General features: G+C 45.1%; 18 protein-coding genes. 17 read left to right on the top strand and 1 reads right to left on the bottom strand.

The window, feature by feature from the left end; translation table 11 throughout:
• Window positions 1-217: 217 nt before the first annotated feature.
• The 17 genes from ACUTVW_RS22235 to ACUTVW_RS22315 all read left to right on the top strand — a co-directional run bounded on the left by ACUTVW_RS22235 (window position 218) and on the right by ACUTVW_RS22315 (window position 20,358).
• On the top strand, window positions 218-1,201 hold the full coding sequence (locus ACUTVW_RS22235) for an ABC transporter permease (protein ID WP_445647767.1): 984 nt from the start codon (window positions 218-220) through the stop codon (window positions 1,199-1,201).
• 15 nt (window positions 1,202-1,216) lie between these two features.
• Window positions 1,217-2,119, top strand: a complete 903-nt coding sequence (locus ACUTVW_RS22240; protein ID WP_445647768.1) for a carbohydrate ABC transporter permease — start codon at window positions 1,217-1,219, stop codon at window positions 2,117-2,119.
• Window positions 2,120-2,328: 209 nt separating this feature from the next.
• Window positions 2,329-4,017, top strand: a complete 1,689-nt coding sequence (locus ACUTVW_RS22245; RefSeq protein ID WP_445647769.1) for an ABC transporter substrate-binding protein — start codon at window positions 2,329-2,331, stop codon at window positions 4,015-4,017.
• Window positions 4,018-4,414: 397 nt separating this feature from the next.
• Window positions 4,415-6,112 carry an ABC transporter substrate-binding protein gene (locus ACUTVW_RS22250; RefSeq protein ID WP_445647770.1) on the top strand — a complete coding sequence of 566 codons (1,698 nt, stop codon included), beginning with the start codon at window positions 4,415-4,417 and terminating at the stop codon, window positions 6,110-6,112.
• 162 nt (window positions 6,113-6,274) lie between these two features.
• Window positions 6,275-7,960 carry an ABC transporter substrate-binding protein gene (locus ACUTVW_RS22255; protein ID WP_445647841.1) on the top strand — a complete coding sequence of 562 codons (1,686 nt, stop codon included), beginning with the start codon at window positions 6,275-6,277 and terminating at the stop codon, window positions 7,958-7,960.
• 384 nt (window positions 7,961-8,344) lie between these two features.
• Entirely contained in the window at window positions 8,345-9,691 is a 1,347-nt protein-coding gene (locus tag ACUTVW_RS22260) for a GH1 family beta-glucosidase (protein ID WP_445647771.1), read from the top strand.
• A 330-nt stretch (window positions 9,692-10,021) separates the two neighbouring features.
• The gene (locus ACUTVW_RS22265) at window positions 10,022-10,285 is read left to right on the top strand and encodes a hypothetical protein (RefSeq protein WP_445647772.1); all 264 of its coding nucleotides are present in this window, start codon (window positions 10,022-10,024) and stop codon (window positions 10,283-10,285) included.
• 321 nt (window positions 10,286-10,606) lie between these two features.
• Complete coding sequence (cyoA, locus tag ACUTVW_RS22270; protein WP_445647773.1) at window positions 10,607-11,578, top strand: ubiquinol oxidase subunit II; 972 nt, start codon at window positions 10,607-10,609, stop codon at window positions 11,576-11,578.
• A 21-nt stretch (window positions 11,579-11,599) separates the two neighbouring features.
• Complete coding sequence (locus ACUTVW_RS22275) at window positions 11,600-13,570, top strand: cbb3-type cytochrome c oxidase subunit I (RefSeq protein WP_445647774.1); 1,971 nt, start codon at window positions 11,600-11,602, stop codon at window positions 13,568-13,570.
• The gene (cyoC, locus tag ACUTVW_RS22280; protein ID WP_441929463.1) at window positions 13,571-14,191 is read left to right on the top strand and encodes a cytochrome o ubiquinol oxidase subunit III; all 621 of its coding nucleotides are present in this window, start codon (window positions 13,571-13,573) and stop codon (window positions 14,189-14,191) included.
• Complete coding sequence (cyoD, locus tag ACUTVW_RS22285; protein WP_441929464.1) at window positions 14,192-14,521, top strand: cytochrome o ubiquinol oxidase subunit IV; 330 nt, start codon at window positions 14,192-14,194, stop codon at window positions 14,519-14,521.
• Window positions 14,522-14,814: 293 nt separating this feature from the next.
• Window positions 14,815-15,237 carry a hypothetical protein gene (locus tag ACUTVW_RS22290; protein WP_445647775.1) on the top strand — a complete coding sequence of 141 codons (423 nt, stop codon included), beginning with the start codon at window positions 14,815-14,817 and terminating at the stop codon, window positions 15,235-15,237.
• Window positions 15,238-15,356: 119 nt separating this feature from the next.
• Window positions 15,357-16,196: a 5-dehydro-4-deoxy-D-glucuronate isomerase gene (gene kduI, locus ACUTVW_RS22295; RefSeq protein ID WP_090924443.1), complete on the top strand. Its 840-nt coding sequence runs from the start codon at window positions 15,357-15,359 to the stop codon at window positions 16,194-16,196.
• Between the two features lie 23 nt (window positions 16,197-16,219).
• On the top strand, window positions 16,220-16,978 hold the full coding sequence (locus ACUTVW_RS22300; RefSeq protein WP_445647776.1) for a DeoR/GlpR family DNA-binding transcription regulator: 759 nt from the start codon (window positions 16,220-16,222) through the stop codon (window positions 16,976-16,978).
• Between the two features lie 82 nt (window positions 16,979-17,060).
• The gene (gene kduD, locus ACUTVW_RS22305) at window positions 17,061-17,813 is read left to right on the top strand and encodes a 2-dehydro-3-deoxy-D-gluconate 5-dehydrogenase KduD (protein WP_090924445.1); all 753 of its coding nucleotides are present in this window, start codon (window positions 17,061-17,063) and stop codon (window positions 17,811-17,813) included.
• Between the two features lie 40 nt (window positions 17,814-17,853).
• On the top strand, window positions 17,854-18,699 hold the full coding sequence (locus ACUTVW_RS22310) for a sugar phosphate isomerase/epimerase family protein (protein WP_445647777.1): 846 nt from the start codon (window positions 17,854-17,856) through the stop codon (window positions 18,697-18,699).
• Window positions 18,700-19,050: 351 nt separating this feature from the next.
• Window positions 19,051-20,358, top strand: a complete 1,308-nt coding sequence (locus tag ACUTVW_RS22315) for a homocysteine synthase (protein WP_445647778.1) — start codon at window positions 19,051-19,053, stop codon at window positions 20,356-20,358.
• Window positions 20,359-20,643: 285 nt separating this feature from the next.
• Here the strand turns inward: ACUTVW_RS22315 and ACUTVW_RS22320 are convergent, their stop codons facing one another.
• Window positions 20,644-20,865 (bottom strand): hypothetical protein, encoded by a 222-nt coding sequence (locus tag ACUTVW_RS22320; protein WP_445647779.1) that lies wholly within the window; start codon window positions 20,863-20,865, stop codon window positions 20,644-20,646.
• Between the last annotated feature and the right edge of the window lies 1 nt (window position 20,866).

A 20,866-nucleotide genomic window follows, 5' to 3' on the forward strand; every position in this document is an offset into this window, starting at 1 on the left:
AAACGTTTTCGTATTTATCCTTAAAAAGTAAAATAAACCTTTATATAGATTTTTTATTGTTAATAAGCTTAGATTATCTCTAATTTTAACGGCTAAATGTCTGATTTCAGCGGGATATATCTAATTTTTATATGATTTTCTCTAAAATCCAGATGGTATTTTGAAAACGCTCTATCGATTATGATTATTTTATAAAAACAGAGGAGGGGGAACGGAGATGGAAACGCTAACAAAGAAATCCGCTTCCGCGAAAAGAGGCAGTGATTCCAAACCGCCATTGAAGCCAAGGCGCAACGGAGTTTGGGACAGAATGAAACAGCAGAAGTATCTTTATCTTATGTCATTGCCATTCGTTGCTTGGGTTTTTGTATTTAACTATCTTCCGCTATGGGGATGGACGATGGCTTTTCAAAACTATAAACCTGCCAGATCGTTTGGTGAACAGGATTGGGTTGGATTTAAACACTTTGTAGAATTGTTCAGTGATGATCGGTTCTATCTGGTGCTTCGAAATACACTTGCAATGAGCTTGATGGGACTAGTTGTTGGTTTTATCGTGCCTATTCTCTTCGCCATCCTTCTGAACGAAATGAAAGGTATGTTCTTCAAGCGGGCTGTGCAGACCGTATCGTACCTTCCTCACTTTGTATCCTGGGTCGTCGTTGCAGGGATTATTACCAAAATGCTGTCCACTGATGGTGGAATTATCAACGATTTGTTAATCGGTCTCAATATTATTGATCAGCCGATTCAATTTATGGCGAAGGGTAATCTGTTCTGGTACATTGTAACCGCTTCAGATATGTGGAAGGAAACGGGCTGGAATGCGATCATCTATCTGGCGGCAATCACAGGTATCGACCAGGAGCTGTATGAAGCATCCCGGGTAGACGGTGCAAACCGCTTCAGACAGATGTGGCATATTACGCTGCCAGGTATTCGCACAACCATCTCCGTATTGTTCATTATGTCCATCGGACATCTGATCAGCATCGGTTTTGAGAAACAATTTTTGCTACAGAACAGTCTGGTCCTGGATTACTCGGAAGTCCTTGATCTGTACGCACTCAATTACGGTTTGAATATGGGTCGATTCTCGTATGGTACAGCGATAGGTATATTCAACTCTGTTGTCAGTATCATCCTTCTGTTTACGGCCAACGGTTTGTTCAAAAAATTCACCAAAGAAAGCATCATGTAGGGAGGGGGAGACATTATGGCGAACAAAGCATTCAATGCTACACGGGGCGATAAGGTGTTCGATATATTCAATATCCTCGCGATGACCCTGGTGCTGGTTGTAACACTCTATCCATTCCTTAACGTACTGGCGATTTCGCTTAATAACTCGGCGGATACGGTACGTGGCGGAATTTACTTATGGCCTCGTGAATTTACATTACAGAACTATCAGACGATCTTTCAGTATGAAGGTTTGCTCCAAGGTTTGAAAATCTCCATTATGCGTACCCTTGTAGGTACACTGCTTGGACTGATCAGTTCATCCATGATTGCATTTACGCTGAGCAGACCCGATTTTGGTCTTCGGAAATTTGTATCTACAACTCTGGCGCTGACGATGTATTTCTCGGGTGGTCTGATTCCGGTATACATCCTGATGCGTGACCTGAACCTGATCGGTACATTCTGGGTGTATGTATTGCCTGGCATGATCAGTGCCTGGAACGTATTTATCATCCGTTCATTCATTGACGGTCTGCCTTATGCCTTGCAGGAATCAGCCAAGCTGGACGGTGCAAATGATTTTAAAATCTATTACCGCATCATTTTGCCGCTTTGCAAGCCGGTACTCGCAACAATTGCTTTGTTTCTGGCAGTGGGTCAATGGAATGCGTGGTTTGATACGTACCTGTATAACGGTTCGAAAGCACACCTGACGACGTTGCAATATGAGTTGATGAAAGTACTGCAAAGTACACAACAAGGTTCGGGAGCCGGACGAAATGCGAATGATATGGCACAGCAAATGACACAGATCTCTCCGGAATCGATCAAAATGGCAATTACAATTGTAGTCACAGTTCCGATTCTGATTGTATATCCGTTCCTGCAAAAGTACTTTGTTGGCGGGATGACGCTTGGAGCCGTAAAAGCATAGACCTATATCCAGAGGTAAAGACTGGCTTAATAATGGATTGTACACCTATAATAAAGTGCTTATATAGATGAGCTCAGGATATCCATACTGCTGCTACACGGTCACAGGTAAGAGTGTCGGTCGCGGCAGCAGAGGACATTCGTGAAGCTATAGAGAGGAACAGATCGTTCCGTATAAGACAGACGTATGAAATAGGGAGGATTACCATTATGTCCAGTTTCAAATGGAAGGTCACACTGGCGCCGGTTCTGGCTTTACTTTTGCTTACAGCTTGCGATGGAGGTGTTGGCGGTAAAACGTCACTTACGGATAAAAGCGGAGTACGGGATGCACCATCACCACTTACATTTGATTTTTTCAGTGTTGATCCGAGTCTGAACTGGAATAGCATGAAGGATGAAGTAGGCAAGGTTATTACAGCCAAAACAGGCATTACCCTGAACGGTGAATTTGCCGTTAGCGGGGGACAGGACAGAATTTCCCTGATGGCAGCAAGCCGGGATTATCCAGATATCGTGTCACCGAAGGGTGAGCTTAGCAAACTGGTGGATGCTGGGGCGATGCTGGACCTGACTGACCTCATCGAACAGCATGCTCCCAACCTGAAGAAGCTATATGGCCATTACATGGATCGTTTGAAATACAGTAACGAAGATCAGGCCATTTATGTGCTGCCAACGTATTATGCGGTGGATCAGAAGTATTTTGACGCTGGAGGCGGATTCGGTATTCAGCATCGTGTGCTGAAGGAATTAGGATACCCTGAGGTTCGTACACTTCAAGACTATGAAAATGTACTACGAACATACAGTGATAAACATCCAATGACGGATGGCCAGCCGACCATTCCGTTAACGCTGGATGCGGACAACTGGCGAATTATGATCACGGTCACGAATCCAGCTTTTCTGGCGACAGGTGCGCCGGATGACGGCGAGTACTACATTCACCCGGAAACCTATGAAGCGAAGCTGCATTACAAGCGCCCGGAGGAGAAAGAGTACTTCCGCTGGTTGAATCATATGTACAACGAAGATTTGCTGGATCAGGAAAGCTTTGTGCAGAAATCGGATCAGTATAAATCCAAGATTGCAAGCGGACGCGTACTGGGCGTCATTGATCAGGATTGGGGGTATGCCGATGCAGAGGACGTATTGAAATCGTCGGGCAGGGCGGAGGCCGCGTATTCTCATTTCCCGGTGACACTGTCCGAGGAGTTGAAAGATCATTCTTTTCAGGACACGGGATTTGTATCCGGCTGGGGGGTAGGAATTACGACTTCAAACCCTGATCCGGTGCGTACCATCCAGTTCTTTGATTATTTAGCTTCCGAAGAAGGTCAGATTCTGATGAACTGGGGCATCGAAGGCAAGCACTATGAGATCAAGAATGGCAAGCGTGTCATTTCGGCAGCGGTTCAAGATCGGAAAACAAACCATGCTTCCGCGTTCCAAAAAGAGTCTGGCATCGGACTATATAAAAATATGTCCGGACATTATGGAGATGGCGTGAAAGACTCTACGGACAATTATTACACGACAAATTTCCCAGAGCAGATTGAAGCTTCCTATACTCAAGCCGAGAAGGAGACCCTTCAGGCATATGGGGCGTTAACATGGAAGGATCTGTTCCCGAGTGAAGAGGAATTCCCGGTTAAACCTTGGGGAGTTGCTTATAACATGCCTACACCAGGGGACTCAGACTATAATGTTATTTTCCAGAAAACACAGGATATTATCCGCAAACGGATTCCCGAAGCTGTCTTAAGCTCACCCGAGAAGTTTGATGCCATTTATGACGGCATGATCGCTGAACTGAACCAGGCAGGAGCAGAAAAAATGGAAAAACAATATAGCATATTGATTCAAAATCGTGTTCGTTTGTGGAACGCTGATTAGGGTTGAAGTCGTACAGACATGTCCATTTGAAAAATAAAATAGAACCCGGAATACCGGGTTTGTTTTATACCGAAAACGTTTTAGAGAAACCGTTTTAGATTTTAGTAATTAGCTATTGACAAGGGTTTTCTTAACCATTATGATTCAACTGTGAAAGCACTTACAATAACTTGTACACTATTGAACAGCTCATCTCAAGGGAAGAAACGGAATCAACTTGGGAGTAAACAAAGTATGGTTAGGTCAGATTTGGATCCCTTATTAACTGGGAATTAAGTAAGCGCTTTTAATGTCATTGGATCTGACATGAAGATTGGATTCACCCGAACATGGTATGAGCAGGCGAGCCCTGTTGTACAAATACACAGCTTCATTTTATCCAAAAGGGGGATTATACATGAAGGGCAGAACACCAAAAACATTTGCAATGCTTTTGTTAGCCAGCGCTCTTGCGGTTACAGCAGGATGCAGCAGCGGAGGAAAATCAGCTGAAGAAAAACCGGTGGACACGGGGGATACAACAACGCCAATCACCTTTACATTCTTTGGAGCAGATGCGAGTCCAAACTGGAACAACATGAAGGATGCTGTCGGGCAAGAGATCACGAAGGCAACGGGTGTTACGCTTGAAGCTGAATTTGATGTAAATAACGGCGGCGACCAGAAGATTCCTCTCATGGCTGCGAGTGGTGATTACCCTGATATTATCTATCCTAAAGGAAACCTGTCGAAGCTGGTGGATGCAGGTGCAATGCTTGATCTGACTGATCTGATTGAGGAGCATGCTCCCAACTTGAAAAAAATCTATGGCGACCAGATGAACCGTCTGAAATACAGCACGGAAGATCAGAAGATCTATACGATTCCAACTAATATGGGTGTAGGTAACGTAGCATTCGATGCTACCGGCGGATTTGAGATTCAGCAGAAAGTGTTGAAAGAACTGGGTTACCCTGAAGTGAAAACCCTTGAAGATTATGAGAATGTGCTGCGAACTTACTATGAAAAACATCCAACCATTGATGGACAGCCTACCATTCCGCTGACGCTGAATGCGGATGACTGGAAGATTATGATTACGGTTACAAACCCGGCCTTCCAGGCAACAGGTGCACCGGACGATGGTGAATACTATATTGATCCGGAAACATATGAAGCAAAGCTGCATTACAAACGTCCAGAGGAAAAAGAATACTTCCGTTGGTTGAACAAAATGTACAACGAAGGTCTCTTGGATAAAGATACGTTTGTTCAGAAGGATGACCAATATAAATCCAAAATTGCGAGTGGCCGGGTTCTCGGTCTGATTGACCAGGAATGGAACTACAGCGCAGCAGAGAATGCTTTGAAGTCCAAAAACAATGGCGAGAGCACATATGCTCACTTCTCTGTTTCACTAAACAAGGATATTGTGGATCACACGTTCCAACCCACAGGTTTTGACGGTTATGGCATCGGGATCACAAAAACTGCGAAAGATCCGGTTCGAATCATCAAATTTATGGATTGGCTTGCCTCCGATGAAGGTCAGCTCCTGCGGTACTGGGGTGTTGAGAACCAGCACTACAAAGTAGAGAATGGAAAACGCATCGTACCAGATGATGTGCAGGAGCGTAAAATTAACGATAACTCCGCGTTCATGAAAGAATCTGGAGTTGGACTGTATAACATTTTTAGTGCCAGATATGGTGATGGTATGAAAGATTCCACAGATAACTACTACACTACGAACTTCCCTGAACAGATTCAGGCTGGATATACAGCAGCGGAGAAAGAGACGTTGAAAGCATATGGCATTACGACTTGGAAAGATTTCTTCCCATCTGAGGATAAGTTAACACTGAAGGATTGGGGGGCAGCCTTTAACATGCCAGTGCCTTCCGATACCGAATACAACGTAACCTTCCAAAAAACACAGGATATTATTCGCAAACGTATTCCGGAAGCAATCTTGGCGAAGCCGGATCAATTTGACAGTCTCTATGACGGACTGCTTGCTGAACTGGATAAAGCAGGCGCAGTGGAGATGGAAAAACAATATACCGTCTGGATCAAAGATCGTGTATCCCTCTGGACAGGTAAAGATGTGAAATAAGTTTCAGTACAATATATCGATTGAAGCATATATTCTGATCAAAATTCATGAATAAGTTTCACTTAAATAAGACGTGGTATTCACAGGCCCCGAGCCTGTTATACAGATAAAACCTTCATAAATAGGGGAGATAGACAAATGAGAGGTAAAATGAAAGCCAGAATGACAGCTAAGACACCTAAGACGTTTGCAATGTTAATGTTGGCTAGTGCAATGTTGGTTACGGCTGGATGCGGTAACTCCGGTAGCAAAGAGACTACCGAATCCAGTGGTACCGACCCGATTACGATCTCGTTCTTTGGTGCGGACCCAAGTCCAACCTGGAACAACATGCAGGATACAGTGGGCAAAGAGATTACGAAGCAAACAGGCGTTACCATTGAAGCAGAGTATGATGTCAACAATGGCGGTGACCAGAAGGTTGCGCTGATGGCGGCCAGCGGCGATTATCCGGATATGATTTTTCCAAAAGGGAACTTGTCGAAGCTAGTGGATGCCGGAGCCATGGTTGACCTCACGGATCTGATTGAGAAGCATGCTCCCAACCTGAAAAAAATCTATGGTGATCAGATGAACCGTCTGAAATACAGCACCGAAGATCAAGCGATTTATACGATCCCGACCAACATGGGAGTAGATAACGTTGTCTTTGATGCTACGGGCGGATTCGAAATCCAGCAAAAGGTACTGAAAGAACTGGGTTACCCGGAAGTAAAAACACTGGAGGACTACGAAAATGTACTCCGTGCGTATTATGAAAAGCACCCTACTATCGACGGTCAGCCAACGATTCCACTGACGCTGAATGCGGATGATTGGAAAATCATGATCACCGTTACGAATCCGGCCTTCCAGGCAACAGGTGCACCGGACGATGGGGAGTATTATATCAATCCTGAGACGTATGAAGCGATGCTTCATTACAAACGTCCAGAGGAGAAAGAGTACTTCCGCTGGTTGAACAAAATGTACAACGAAGGTTTTCTGGACAAAGATACATTTGTGCAAAAAGATGACCAATACAAGTCCAAAATTGCCAGCGGCCGTGTTCTGGGTCTGATTGATCAGGAGTGGAACTATAGTGAAGCCGAGAATGCTCTGAAATCCGCAGGTAAGGATGACAGCACGTATGCTCACTTCTCCGTCTCACTGAACAAGGATATCGTAGACCATACGTTCCAGCCAACCGGCTTTGATGGATATGGCATCGGGATTACAACGTCAGCTAAGGATCCGGTTCGCATCATCAAGTTCATGGATTGGCTTGCATCCGAACAAGGTCAAGTCCTGAGAAACTGGGGAATTGAAAACGAGCATTACAAAGTAGAGGATGGCAAACGTGTCATTCCGCAGGATATTCAGGATCGCAAAGTAAATGATAACTCCGCTTTTACCAAAGAAACGGGAATTGGCATGTACAACATTTTCAGTGCCAGATACGGCGATGGTGTGAAGGATGCAACGGATAATTATTACACCACGAACTTCCCAGAGCAGATCCAGGCTGGATACACAGCGGCTGAGAAGGAAACGTTGAAAGCTTACGGCATTAAGACATGGAAAGATTTCTATCCTGCTGAAGACGATCTGAAGCTGAAAGAGTGGGGAGCAGCTTATAATATGCCCGTTCCTTCCGGCACAGATTACAGGGTGAAATTCCAAAAAACACAGGATATCGTACGCAAACGTATTCCGGAAGCCGTTCTGACTTCACCAGCGAACTTTGATACAACTTACGATGCATTCCTCGCTGAACTGGATAAAGCCGGTGCAGTGGAGATGGAGAAACAATACACGGAATGGATCAAAGACCGTGTATCTCTATGGACAGGGAAAAATGTGAAATAATACGGAGTTATTTTCCTTCATTCAAATTAAATTAGTTCAAAGAAGGCCCTCGCTTTGAGGGTCTTTTTGTATAAAACTGTGAGTAGAAGCATTGACGACATTTTTGAAATCGAATATAATCCTCTTATTGTAAGCACTTCCAGTACAACAAGAGATGAAGATTACGTTTTTAACGTGCGTTAGCCAGTAAAGAAATGAATTGGTTTTTATTTTTTTTATTTTCGAAAACGTTTTAGGAAACCAGTTTCGCTAATTGCTTCATTTCTGTTGAATTTTGGAGACAAATCAAAACCGAGGCGGAATGAGCCTTACATTCAAAACTATGAATTAGAATGACCGCCGGATATACGATCCGCGTGTCATCAGAGACGGAGGATTTTAGCCATGACCATTTTCCAATTCCCGCATGATTTCCGCTGGGGAACAGCAACTGCGTCCTATCAGATTGAAGGTGCAGCGCAAGAGGGAGGTCGCGGAGTATCCATCTGGGATACATTTGCGCGTACACCTGGTAAAGTATTTAACGGTGACAATGGTGACGTTGCTTGTGACAGCTACCACCGCTACGAAGAAGATATTGAACTGATGAAAAAGCTCGGCATCAACACATATCGTTTCTCTATTGCGTGGCCGCGCATTATTCCAGATGGAGATGGGGAGATCAACCGTGAAGGTCTGGACTTTTACCATCGTTTTGTGGATGCCCTGCTGGATGCTGGTATTGAACCGTTTCTCACACTGTATCACTGGGATCTGCCGCAGACGTTGGAGGATGACGGAGGCTGGGGAAATCGCAGAACGGTGGATGCGTTTGTCAAATATGCAGAAGTGATCTTCAAAGAGTTCTCGGGCAAAATCAACTTCTGGCTGACCTTCAATGAACCCTGGTGTATTGCATTTCTGTCCAATATGCTGGGCATTCATGCGCCAGGTAATAAAGACGTGCAAACGGCAATTAACGTGGCTCACGGCCTGCTCGTTGCACATGGTAAAGCGGTTCAGTCCTTCCGGCGTATGGGGATCACCGGTCAGATTGGTATCGCTCCCAACGTATGCTGGGCTGAACCTTACAGTAAGTCTCCTGAAGATCAGGCAGCATGTGACCGGGCGATTGCGCTGAATACGGATTGGTTCCTTGATCCTATTTATAAGGGGGCGTACCCACAATTTCTGGTGGACTGGTTTGCGGAGGCAGGAGCAACGGTGCCGATTCAAGAAGGAGATATGGAAATTATCGGAGAGCCGATCGATCTGCTGGGCATTAACTATTACACCATGGGAATTAACCGTTATAATCCGGAAGCTGGTGTGCTTCAATCTGAAGAAATGAATATGGGCTTGGTTAAAACGGACATCGGCTGGCCGGTGGAATCACGCGGTTTGTATGAATTCATGCATTACCTGCAAAAGTACGGAAACGTGGATGTATATATTACAGAGAATGGTGCCTGCATTAACGATGATCTGGAAAATGGCAAAATTAACGATGATCGCCGCATTTCTTATTATGAGCAGCATTTGGCTCAAATCCATCGCATTATCAATGACGGCATCAACCTCAAAGGGTACATGGCTTGGTCGCTAATGGATAATTATGAATGGGCTGAAGGTTACCGGATGCGCTTTGGTTTGGTGCACGTTGATTTTCGTTCACTTGTAAGAACGCCTAAGGAAAGTTTCTACTGGTATCAGAGCGTGATCAAGAACAATTGGTTGGAAACTCGGAACTAATTGGTTGTTTGGACAAAAACAAGTTCTTTCTATTATATATAGGCGGCTCTGTCGGACTTTTCCGACAGGTCGTCTTTTTCTTTTGTCACGAGTGAAAATTGAAGTTCCTAAAGCTTGTATATGTTTTGGCATTTATTTCTGTTATGAAAACCGAATTTTTGGGTTATAAGAAGTAAGAACAAATGACATTCATGTTTGTCAATATAATTAAAAGAAATAAAGTGTCCAAAATGAGAAATAAATTTGAACATTTCTTGACTAAAATTCATACTGATGTGGTATATTGGTATTAGGAAAGCACTTACAAAAAGGGAAAAGGAAGTGTTTACTATGGCATCTAAAACAGCAATGGTCAGCCAATTGGAGCGTAAAGATAAAAATATGCATCGTGCAGTCTTGACGATGACGGTTCTGGCATGGGTAGCACTCATCACTGGAGTTGTACTGTGCCTGATCAACTTGAATGACTTTAATGATCGCAATTTAGGTTTAATGGTTGGTATTGGTTTCCTTGTAGGTAGCGTATTTATCTACGTTATTGCCAAAGCGATTGGTCTGGTTCATACACGCCAGGAAGATGAAGGCGCAGATTAATTATAATCCAGCGCAAAATTGTCCATAATAAGACTGGAATATTCCTCGGAATCCAGTCAATAAAGCCCTTTGCGGATTCGTTGACATTAGTTCAACGGGACTGCAAAGGGTTTTGTTTTGTGACCTGGAGTGTAAAGATTACGATGTGCAAATATCAACCGATCAAGCGATTTGTGAGAAAAAATTCACACATTTGGGGTGTAAAATCGACAAATTTGTTAACAAGAATAAAAAAGTCGCTCGTTTCTGATATCTTTAGTAGGAAGAGAGTAGTATACTGATTTTTTAGTATTAGCGAATATTTAAGGAGAGGGGATCAAAATGAACAAGAAACCTAGGTCGCTTATCCGGATTATCATTCCGGTTGTCCTGACGTTGGTTACAATTGCATTGATTGTCTGGCCAATGCTGGCAGGCGGGCAGTATGTTGTTCTGGATCCGAAGGGGCCTATTGGCGCTGCACAGAAAGATTTGATTATTATTTCAACTCTCTTGTGTGCAATTGTCATCGTTCCTGTGTTGATTTTGTCTGCTGTAATCGTTTGGCGTTACCGCGACAAGCCAGACAACAAAAATGAGTACCAACCAAACTGGGCTCACAGTACAAAAGCGGAAGTCATCTGGTGGACGATTCCGATTGTTATCATCGGACTTTTGGCTATTGTAACTGTACGCTACACGTATGATCTGGAGCCTTCCAAGCCGCTGGCTCACGAGAAAGATCCAATTACGATTCAGGTATCTTCACTGGATTGGAAATGGTTGTTCCTCTATCCAGAGCAGGGCATTGCAACGGTTAACACGCTGAATATTCCTGCAGACCGGCCTGTGAAATTTGAGCTTACTGCGGATTCACCAATGAACTCGTTCTGGATTCCGCAATTGGGTGGACAAATTTACACGATGTCAGGAATGGCGATGACCCTGTACCTGCAAGCAGACCATGAGGGTAAATACTGGGGTTCGGGAGCGAACTTCACCGGTGAACACTTTGGGGAGATGCGTTTTGATGTTAATGCAACTTCGGACGAAGAGTTTGATAAATGGGTGAATGAAGTGAAACAACAATCCCAGCCAATGACACAAGATACGTATGATGCACTGGCTAAGCCTGGAACAAGTAACGTTGCTTATTACTCTGCCTTCCCTGAAGGTCTGTTCCAGAAAATCGTGACCAAGTATGTTGTTGACGGTAAAAGTGCTCACAGCAAGCATGAAGGTTCAAGCTCGAACGAGTCTGCTGCTGGAGACAAATCCTTGTCTGTACCGAAATTAAATACAAGTACGAACTAAAGATTCGAAAGGAGGCCCCCAATGTTAGAGAGATTAAAGGAGTTTGCATCTGAATTCTTCGTAACTGGTGATCCGTTGATCTACGGTGCGATGGTAGCGATCGGAATTACGATGATTACGATTGTAGCGGTGCTGACTTATTTTAAAAAATGGGGCTGGCTCTGGCGTAACTGGTTAACTACTGTCGATCACAAAAAGATCGGTATTATGTATATCATTGCTTCCATTATCATGTTGTTCCGTGGTGGTGTGGATGCATTGATGATGCGTCTGCAGCTGGCTATGCCTAATATGGATTTCTTACATCCAGAACACTATAATCAGGTCTTCACAACACATGGTACGATCATGATCCTGTTCATGGCGATGCCATTTATGTTCGGTTTGTTTAACGTCATTGTGCCGTTACAGATCGGAGCGAGGGACGTGGCATTCCCGTTCCTGAACGCACTGAGCTTCTGGTTATTCTTCCTGGGCGCAATGCTGTTCAACCTGTCCTTCGTCATCGGTGGTTCACCGGATGCAGGATGGCTGAGTTATCCGCCTCTATCGGAGCTGTCACACAGTCCGGGGGTAGGACAGAACTTCTATATATGGGGTATCCAGATATCGGGTATCGGTTCCCTGGCAACCGGTATCAACTTTATGGTTACCATCATTAAAATGCGTGCGCCAGGCATGAAATGGATGAAACTGCCGATGTTCACATGGTCGGTATTCTCCACTTGTATCATTATCTTGTTTGCATTCCCGATCTTGACCGTGACACTTGCGTTGCTCTTCCTCGACAGGTTTGCCGGGGCGCATTTCTTCACACTTGATCTGGGCGGCAACCCAATGATGTATATCAACTTGATCTGGATGTGGGGTCACCCTGAGGTATACATTGTCGTCTTGCCGGCATTTGGTGTGTTCTCCGAGATTGTAAGTACCTTCTCGAAGAAAAAACTGTTTGGTTACAAATCGATGGTATTCGCGATGTTGATCATCAGCTTCCTGTCCTTCTTCACATGGGCGCATCACTTCTTCACGATGGGTTCCGGAGCGGACGTGAATGCATTCTTCGCGGTTACAACGATGTTGATTGCTATCCCAACAGGGGTTAAGATATTTAACTGGCTGTTTACGATGTATCGAGGAAGGATTCGCATGGCCACTCCGATGATGTGGACACTTGCCTTTATCCCGTGCTTTATCGTCGGGGGTATGACAGGCGTTCTGTTATCCGTTGCTCCAGCTGACTTCCAGTTCCACAACAGTTACTTCCTGATTGCCCACTTCCACCAAGTATTGATCGGTGGCGTTGTCTTCGGATACTTCGCAGGTCTGTACTACTGGTGGCCAAAAATGTTCGGTTTCCAACTGGAAGAGAAACTGGGCAAATGGGCATTCTGGACTTGGAATATCGGTTTCTATGTCTGCTTCATGCCGCAGTATGCTGTCGGTCTGATGGGTATGACACGTCGTCTGAGCACATACGGCTGGGATACTGGCTGGTGGGAACTGAACTTCGTATCCACTATCGGGGCATTCCTGATGGGTGTCGGATTCCTGTTCCAGGTTGCACAAATTGCAGACGGTATTCGCAAATACAAAACACTCAAAGCTTCTGGCGATCCATGGGATGGTCGTACGCTCGAGTGGTCGATTCCTTCACCAGCTCCAGAGTACAACTTCGCTGTTACACCGCGCGGAGATGATATCGATGAGTGGTGGGAAGAGAAAGAACGTCGTGCGAAAGGCATTCATCCGCCTGAGCCTGTATATGAGCCAATTCATATGCCGAAGAATTCTTCCATTCCGTTCATCATGTCTGTCTTCTGGTTCGTAGCCGGTTTCGGCTTCGTCTTTGGATGGCTGTGGATGGCAATTCTCGGACTCGCTGGCGTGGGTATCTGCATGATTGCGCGTTCCTTCTCTTACGATACGGATTATTACATTCCGGTCGATGAGATCAAGCGTACCGAAGCGTCGTTAAGGGGGTCGGTATAGATGGCTCAAGCAGCCGCTAAGCACGGTGAGAATCATGCACACGGTCATGACCATGGCCACCATGATCCACAGGAAATGAAAATTCTCGGATTCTGGTTCTTCCTGATATCCGACGTAATCCTGTTCTCCGTATTGTTCGCAACCTTTATTGTGTTGCGTGACAATACGGCGGGCGGACCGATATTGTCCGATTTGATCAAAATGCCTGGTGTCATTGCTGAAACATTCCTCTTGCTCACAAGTTCATTTACGAGCGGACTTGCTGTTCTGGCCATGAACCAAGGCAAAGTGAAACAATTGATTAACTGGTTGATCGTTACAGCCGTTCTAGGCGCGGGTTTCCTCGCACTGGAAATTTATGAGTTTGTTGAGATGGTTCACGAAGGATTCAGCTACACAACAAGTGCAGCATCCGGCGCGTTCTTTACCCTCGTGGGTACTCACGGACTTCACGTATCGCTCGGTCTGATCTGGATGATCGGACTCATGTTCCAATTGAAAAAACGCGGTATTACCGATGTAACTCGCGGTAAAATCAACGTAATCAGCTTGTACTGGCACTTCTTGGACGTCGTATGGATTTTCCTCCTTACGATCGTCTATCTGATGGGGGTGATGTAGATGGCAGGACACAACGCACATGATTCCCATGGACACGAACAACATGGTTCATTGAAGTCCTATGTCGTCGGTTTCATTCTGTCCATCGTTCTGACCATCATTCCTCTGGTAGTGGTGCTGAACGACATGATGGGCAAAACAGGAACAATGGTTGTTATTCTCGGAACTGCAGCACTTCAGTTTGTGGTTCAACTCTTCTTCTTCATGCATATCCGTGAAACAGAGAAGCCTCGCTGGAATGTGATGGCCCTTATTTTCGGATTGCTGATGATGTTGACGATCGTCATTGGATCGATCTGGATCATGTTGAATAACGCAGTTGCGCATTAATAGGATTTAACGAGAACCTTCTTGTCTGGATTTCAGACGAGAAGGTTCTTTTTTTTTATTTTAGCGGAGGTGAACGTTAGGTTGAACAATGGTATTGGCCTGCATATGTGGTTACATAGAATATTTTTAATGTTACGATAGTGTATATTTGGGTTGTTGTTCCAGTTAAGGGATCGAAGTAGATATTATGAGGTGATGAGATGAAGATTTCGAAGAGAGTACGATGTCTATCTATGCTATGTATGGTCTTGGTTATATTATCTGCGTGCTCGCAACAAACCGAGAGCAACCCGATGGCGGGTGATGTTGAGCCTAGCCCTCCGGCGGTTGAAGTTTCTTTGCAGGAGGCGGAAGCCAGGGTTCCTTTTAAAATCAAGCAACCGGTCGTCCCGTTCGAAGTAACTGAACAATCCACTCGAATTCTAGAAACAAATGGAACATATGAAGCAGTGGAAATGACTTATGCAAATAGGGAAGAGGATTTAAATTTAATTTTGCTGATAACCAGCTCGAAGGTAGATACCCCTCCAAAAGGGAAAAAAGGTCAGAAGTTAACCAACGGTGCGCAGACATGGGATCAAGGAAATACAGAAGTGAGTTCCATATATTGGAGACATGAGGGGTTAACCTATGCTGTGGTATCCGGAAAAAACAATAATCTCGAACCGCTATATGATTACCCGACATTGCTAAAAATAGCCAACACGATTCGATAATTTGTACTATCCATAAAATAAGGGTACACAAAAGATACGAAATGAACTAAAATGAACATATATGAACTTTGAAAGATATTAATAAACAATACTCACAAGACGAAAGGGATGGATTACAGATGGAAAACCGTTATGCAGCACACCCGAATGAAGTGAAAACGTATGATACAGCTCGTTTGCGTGAGGAATTCCTCATGGAGCAATTGTTTGCGAAGGACGAACTGGTGACGGTGTACTCTCATGTGGATCGTTACATTGTCGGAACTGCGGTTACACAAAGCAAAGACATCACCCTTGAAGTAAACCTAAAAGATATCGGAACCGACTTTTTCCTGGAGCGCCGTGAAATCGGTATCATCAATGTGGGCGGACAAGGTACAGTAACAGCGGACGGAGAAGTGTATGAGATTGGAGCCAAAGAATGCCTCTACATCGGTAAAGGCGTTAAGGAAGTGGTATTCAAGAGCAACGGCACAGAGCAGGCGGCTCAGTTCTACTTTGTTTCTACACCAGCTCACCATACCTATCCAACGGTAAAAGCAACTCAAGAGCAAGCACAGCCGAACCACCTCGGCAGCATTGAAACTTCCAACGAACGTACCATCTATCGTTACATTCACCAAGGTGAAGGCGGAATCAAGAGCTGTCAGCTCGTTATGGGTATCACAGAACTGAACAAAGGTAACATGTGGAACACGATGCCAGCACATACACATAACCGTCGTTCCGAAGTGTACCTGTACTGGAACCTGCCTGAAGATGGCGTTGTATTCCATATGATGGGTGAGCCAACGGAAACACGTCATCTCGTTGTGCGTGATCGTCAGGCAATCATCTCTCCAAGCTGGTCCATTCACAGTGGTGTGGGCACAAGCAACTACACGTTCTGCTGGGCAATGGCTGGAGAAAACCAAACGTTCGAGGACATGGACGGCGTAGCGATGAAGGATCTGAAATAAGAACGAAATAGGAAGTTGATTAGATGAATCCATTGAAACGACATGAAAAGATCATGGAGGCTCTGCTGGAACGCCAAGAGGTCACGGTAAGTGACCTGAGCGAGCTGTTGCAGGTGACAGGCAAAACGGTGCGAGAGGATCTCGACAAGCTGGAGAGTATGGGATTGCTTGTGCGTGTACACGGCGGAGCCATGCTTGCTCAGAATGACCAATATGGTATTTTGAACAGCCGCGGGGCACTGGAGAAACACCAGTCCGAGAAAACCGAGATTGCAGAACGTGCTCTTGCGTACGTTAAACCTGGTGACATTGTAGCACTGGATGGTGGAAGCACGACGTTAGAGATGGCCAAGCGGCTCGACAACCAGCCGCTTACGGTGATCACAAGTGACTTGTACATCATTGCAGAGCTAACCAAAAAGGAGCAGGTGCGACTGGTCGTTCCCGGAGGAGCGCGTGTGCGTAATATGTTGGTAGGTGAAGATACAGCGGCGTTTATCTCCGGTCTGAACATTCACAAAGCCTTCATTTCTACAACGGCACTGCATCCGGAATTTGGATTGTCGATCTATACAGGGGATTTGGTTCCGCTGAAAAAAGCGATGATCGCTGCCGCGCAGCAAGTATTCGGCGTGGTGGATCATTACAAATTCGGGCAATTTGCACTCCGTACCTTCGCACAGTGCTCTGAACTGGATTATATCATCAGTGACCGGAAGCTGGACGAAGAGACAGCAGCTTTATACAGGCAGAGTGGTGTCAACGTGGATTACCAAAGTTAACTTCATGCACTTTTAACGGAATGAAATATCAAAATAAATAATGTTGTTATTTGCATATCAAAGACATGCGGAGGAATTGTTCATGAACCCATTTGATTTAAGCGGACAAGTTGCAATGGTGACTGGTACTTCAGGAGGACTTGGACAAGGGATGGCTGTTGGTCTCGCAGAAGCGGGAGCAGATGTGGTGCTCGTGTCTTACTCCAAACCGGCAGAGACGGCTAGTGCTATTGAAGCATTGGGACGCAAAGCGTATATCATCGAAGCTGATCTGAGCAAGGAAGAGGAACTGTCAGCTGTGTTTGAAAAAGCGCTCGCTTTTCAAGGCAGAATTGATATTCTCGTCAACAATGCCGGCATTATTCGCCGTACTCCGGCAGCGGATCACGCACATCAGGACTGGCATGACGTGATTGCTCTGAACTTGAACAGCGTGTTCTTCCTGAGCCAATTGGCAGGCAGACATATGATTGAACGTGGAAGCGGCAAAATCATTAACATCGCATCGATGCTTTCTTATCAAGGCGGCATTAATGTGCCGGGATATACGGCGAGTAAACATGGCGTTGCCGGGTTGACGAAGGCACTCGCCAACGAGTGGGCTGGCAAAGGCATTCAGATTAACGGCATTGCTCCAGGTTATATGGAAACCGATAATACAACCCAAATTCGTGCCGATGAGAATCGTTACCGCGACATTACAGCACGTATTCCAGCAGGTCGCTGGGGAACACCAGAGGATCTAAAAGGCCCGGTTGTGTTCCTGGCTTCTGCCGCATCGGATTATTTGAATGGTCACGTACTGAATGTAGACGGCGGTTGGATGGCGCGTTAATTCGTCTACTGAAGTCCGTTTTGCAGAAGGAGGCAATGAGATGAAACTTGGCATTCTAGCCCATACGTTTGGTAAACGGCCTACAGCTGAGCTGGCACAAATCATTGCGGATAACGGATTTAACTCCGTGCAGCTGGCACTTGCCAAAGCGTTGTCAGATATGGATTCTGCGAATGGCAAATTAAGCCCTGGATTTGCTAACGAGGTCGGAGAACAATTTGCAAGTCGCGGAGTAAAAATTGCCGTTCTGGGATGTTATATCAACCCAATTGATCCCGATCCTATTAGCCGGCGTGCAGATATTAACCGGTTCAAGGAACATCTGCGTTATGCCCGGGATTTTGGCTGCAGCATGGTTGCAACGGAAACAGGGGAACGAACCACATATCGGGATTCCCATCCGGACACATATGATGAGAAATCCTGGAGTGTTCTGAAAGATACGCTGGAGGAAATCACGGAGGAAGCCGAAAAATGGGGCGTACATGCCGCCATTGAACCGGTAGCGACTCATACGCTTCATACGCATGAACATATGACTCGTTTGTTTGAAGAGATTCCATCATCGAATCTGGGGATGTTGTTTGATCCGTGTAATCTGATCAAGCATCATCATACGGCAGATCAAGGCGCATTTCTGCGTGAAGTGATGGAGAAGTTATACGAGAAGATCATCGTCATTCATGCGAAGGATGTGGCGTTCAATGCACAGGGAGAGAAGTATAACCCTGTTCCTGGAGCGGGGATTCTGGACTATCCATTGTTCTTTGAATTGCTCAAAACGTATAAACCACACATTGATATCTCGCTTGAAGGTGTGAATGCAGAAGAGGCTGTACCTGCTGCCAAGCATCTGCGAGAGGTATGGCACTCTGTGAAGGTGTAATAACGAGAGAGTTGAACGACTAGTAGAGAATCGGTCAGCGGTCCGTTCCTCTAGCGGATGAAAAATGTTATGCTGAATGATGAAGCTACAAAAATGCAATGAGAGCTTAGTAGAAGTTCTAACGACGAATGAACTGAAAAACCTTTGCTACGGCAAAGGTTTTTTTAGTACAGCAAGATTGTATTTTACATATTTACATTTCTTATCGGAAAAATCGGAAATAACTCTTTTCAAAACCGACATCTTGTGAGAGAATATGGAAAACATAAGCCGCCATGATCAGACATCAGGAAGCCAGGAATTGAGAACAGGATGCACAAGAGTGCACATATCAAGGGAGGATTCAGTATTATGTCATACGAACGTGAGCTTTCATTTGAAACATTAGCTATTCATGCAGGTCAAGAGATTGACCCAACAACTCAATCAAGAGCTGTGCCTTTGTACCAGACAACATCTTATGGATTCCGTGATACGGAGCATGCTGCTAATCTGTTTGGTTTGAAAGAGTTTGGCAACATTTATACACGTCTGATGAATCCGACAACGGATGTATTTGAACAGCGGATTGCGGCACTGGAAGGTGGAGCAGGCGCATTGGCTACGGCTTCGGGCCAGGCAGCCATTACGTTCTCTTTGCTGAATATCGCCGGTGCTGGCGATGAGATTGTGTCCTCGGCAAGTTTGTATGGGGGTACGTATAACCTGTTCTCAACCACGCTGCCGAAATTAGGACTTGATGTGAAATTTGTAGATTCCAGCGATCCGGAGAACTTCCGTGAGGCAATTACGGAGAAAACAAAAGCGTTGTACGCTGAAACGATTGGTAACCCGAAAGGTAACGTACTTGATATTGAAGCCGTAGCAGCAATTGCCCATGAACATGGGATTCCACTGATCGTGGATAACACGTTCCCAAGCCCCTATTTGCTTCGTCCAATTGAACATGGAGCGGACATTGTCGTTCACTCGGCGACCAAGTTCATTGGCGGACATGGTACATCCATCGGTGGTGTGATCGTAGACAGCGGTAAATTTGACTGGAAAGCAAGCGGGAAATTCCCGGGATTGACTGAACCGGACCCAAGTTATAATGGGGTTGTGTATACGGAAGCCGTTGGCCCGATTGCTTATATTATTAAAGCACGTGTGCAGTTGCTGCGTGACTTGGGAGCGTCCATTTCACCATTTAACTCCTGGCTCTTGGTACAAGGTTTGGAGACATTGCATCTTCGCGTGGAACGTCATAGCAGCAACGCGCTGGCAGTTGCAGAGTATCTGGAGAAACATGAGGATGTCCTGTGGGTGAGTTATGCGGGTCTGCCAAGTCATCCATCCTATGAGCTTGCGCAGAAATATCTGCCAAGAGGACAAGGTGCAATCCTGACGTTTGGTATTAAAGGCGGCGTAGATGCAGGACGTAAATTGATCGAAAGTGTAAAATTGTTCTCTCACCTTGCCAACGTAGGTGACTCCAAGTCATTGATCATTCATCCGGCAAGCACAACACATGCCCAGTTGACGGAGGCAGAGCAAACAGCTGCTGGCGTTAATCCGGAATTGATCCGTCTGTCCATCGGTACAGAGAATGTTCAGGACATCATCTATGATCTGGAGCAAGCGATTAAAGCGAGCCAAGGTGCAAGTGTTGGCGCGTAAAAAGTAAGGGGTAATTGTAAGTGCATCAAAACATGTGAAATTGATTTGAGTGAGGTAACAGAATTAAGTGTTGTAAAAGAAAAGAAATAATTATGTACATTGAAGGCCGAAGTCGCGTTAGCGTGCTTTGGCCTTTTTGTGTGGGCAGTTTCTTGGTTTGAGAAGTTTTGTGGTTATTACCATGCAAACTAGCATGTCTTTGTTCAATTTGCCTAGTGGAAAGGGATAGGGGGAGGAGAAGATGAAGAAGAATTATATGTGTTAAAACCTACAAGAAATACCCATTTACAAATGAACAGCACAGGCATATAATTGAGCAAAAGTTGTATTGAGTAAAAATAATTGCATAAGTACAAAAATGATTATCATTCTCACTGGATTTTTGATCCGCTTAGAATGTAAAATCACCTCTAAACCATGCTGCTGCGGGATTCCCGCAGCAGCATGTGCCATTTTTAGGGCAATAACAATGGCTCTCATTCTCAATACAAAATCAACAAGCAGCATT

This window comes from Paenibacillus sp. TSA_86.1 (assembly GCF_052691815.1).